The sequence below is a fragment of the Mesorhizobium sp. M0563 genome (assembly GCF_040321065.1).
GTDB lineage: Bacteria > Pseudomonadota > Alphaproteobacteria > Rhizobiales > Rhizobiaceae > Mesorhizobium.
In genome coordinates this window covers 1-2,414 of record NZ_JAMYQV010000046.1, presented here as the reverse complement: position 1 = coordinate 2,414, position 2,414 = coordinate 1, and the positions used below count along the sequence as shown (strand labels likewise).

At 60.4% G+C, this 2,414-nt stretch carries 2 pseudogenes; both read left to right on the top strand.

The window, feature by feature from the left end:
- Positions 1-150 precede the first annotated feature (150 nt).
- A pseudogene (locus NKI50_RS30455) lies at positions 151-435 on the top strand (3-oxoacyl-[acyl-carrier-protein] synthase III C-terminal domain-containing protein); the annotation flags it as partial.
- Positions 436-880: 445 nt separating this feature from the next.
- Positions 881-1,485 (top strand): annotated as a pseudogene (locus NKI50_RS30450) (IS5 family transposase); the annotation flags it as partial.
- Between the last annotated feature and the right edge of the window lie 929 nt (positions 1,486-2,414).

Sequence of the window (2,414 nt, the reverse complement as noted above, 5' to 3'; positions counted from 1 at the left end):
CGCTAAACACGGGGGCTGCGCGGCGGACACGCCGACGTCACAGCTACTGCCACGCCATTTTTGCAGAACTTGACGCACACAACTGGCCGGTGGCGGTGGTTGGGGTCCGATGGTCGGCGGCTGAAACACCGCTGGGGGCAATGTTCAACGGATTTCCTGGCCGAGCACGGCCTGACCCCGCATGGCATCCGCCGGTTCTGGCTGCATCAGGCCAATGCGCGCATGAACGCGATGATCCTGAAGCTCTCCTTCGGCCATGATGTCGGCATGACCGGGCGCCAATGGTGCTGGAGCGGCTCGGCAACACGGCGGCGGCCGGCGCGATCATCGCCTTCAAGGAAAACCACGAGGATATGAAGGCGGGCGATTACGGCCTGCTCTGCACCTTCAGGGCGGGGATACTCGATCGGCGGCGCACTGCTCAAGAAGCTTTGACGGGTTTTGCCCGCTCGTTGGCCGGCGCTCTCATGCGCGGCACACGTGAAGGCTGTTCGCCAGTTTGTCACTCGCCCGACCAATGCTATTCTGGATGGACTGGAGCTTCGGACGGCTTGTTCATGAAGGCAGTGTTTCGCCATGCCGGTTTGCCTTGGATCGTCGGGCTCGCGGGCTTCGCGCGTTATGCTCGACGATCGCGAGACGCCGAGCATAATCCGATCCGTCAACCGCACGGCACTATCAGCAAGGCTACGGCGGGGGGCCGCTATCCTCACGCACCTCGGTCATGCCGCAAGCCGCCCTCGCATTCAATGTGTTAGTGGATTCGTGTGAATCTACATCCACACAAACATGTGCTCCAATATTGATCTCGCCGAAGGGGTTGAGCAGCTGGCGCGGTCGTGATTCCAACGGGTTGTCGAAGCCTGATTGGAGAGACCTGATGTGGACGCCAGCTACTCGCCGCCAGCATAACCGCGGAAGCCTGCGCTACGAAACAGACATGACGGACGCAGAGTGGAGTTTGATCGCGCCACTCATGCCCACGGCGCGCCCGACGGGGCGACCGCGCAAATGGCCATTGCGCGAGATCGTGAACGCGATCTTCTACGTCATGCGCGGCGGGATCGGGTGGCGTCTTCTGCCATCGGATTTTCCGCCGAGGAGCACGGTGTTTCGCTGGTTTTGCTTGTTCCGTGACACATGCCTGTTCGAGAAGATCAACCACAAGCTCCTGATGCTGGATCGCGAACGTTGCGGCCGAGAGGCTTCACCCACGGCCTCCGTCATCGACAGCCAGACCGTGAAGACCTGCGAGAGTGGCGGGCCGCGTGGCTATGACGCCGGCAAGAAGATCAAAGGCCGCAAGCGCCATGCGCTGGTCGACACCGACGGTCGGGCTCTCGTCCCTTATCCGCATCCCGCCAGCATCCAGGATCGCGACGGCGCCGGCCCGGTCCTGAACGCCTCGCGGCGACCATTCCCCTTCATCCGAAAGGTGTTCGCCGACCTGGATATCAGGGACCGCGTGTGGCCGAAGGCACCAGTGCGGTTACCAACCCGCGGATAAGAGCTGGATCAACCGTCGTCTTAAGCCCCATCTCGTCCCCGTGCTGCCCATCAACGAAGGACAAACCTGTGACAAAGGACATGGGGCGGAAAAGCTCATCCATCACCCTTGACCACGGTCCGCTCCGTCGTCTGCTCCGTCGTCTGGCGGATTGCACAACAAAGATTTAGGAAATTTCTCACATTTCCGTCCCCCGTTGTAAGTGGCGCCCGGATCCGGAGCGGTCGTTACCAGGGCCAGCGCGATCGCAGGAAGTATCGGGCGCAGCCAGTCAGGCCGAAATTTCGTCGACGGTTTCGGGAGGCCCGGGGCCGCGACATCTTTTGGTGACGGTGTCATTGTTGCCTTTCTCTCGTTCTTTAATGTTTTGCGGATGATCCGGTGTCGTTTGCCATCTGCGATCGGCACGTCGGACGGTTTTGGTAAGGTGACTGGTTTCATAAGGTCGCCAGTTGTTGTCCCAACAACAACCCTTTTGGCAGAGCTAGCTGACAGTAGCCTCAAAAGCAGTCAGCGAATTTCACGACGTAGTGGTCGAGGCCGAGATCGTCTTTGGTGCGCTCGAAGCCATTCCTCGACCGCCCAGCGCAGGCGGCGGCACCGGCCAGTTCGGCCAACGCCGTGCCCCAGACCAGATAGTAGGCGAGCTTCTCCGGCTCCTTGCGGTGGTCGGAATGACGCTGCTGCCAAAACCTGTGGCGACGAAGCCGAGATCCCCCGCTTCATCGCCGGACCAGCTCTAGCCGCACACGCCTTTGATCCTATCGAGTGCCCGGTCGCGTCGTAAGGAACATCCTGACAGGCTGCATAAACGACATGAATCTACGGATGACATCGACAAGCCTGATTTCGACTTTTTCGATTCCTGTTGCGTTTCTTTGTTCGGCTCAGGTGAGCCTGTTTCTTC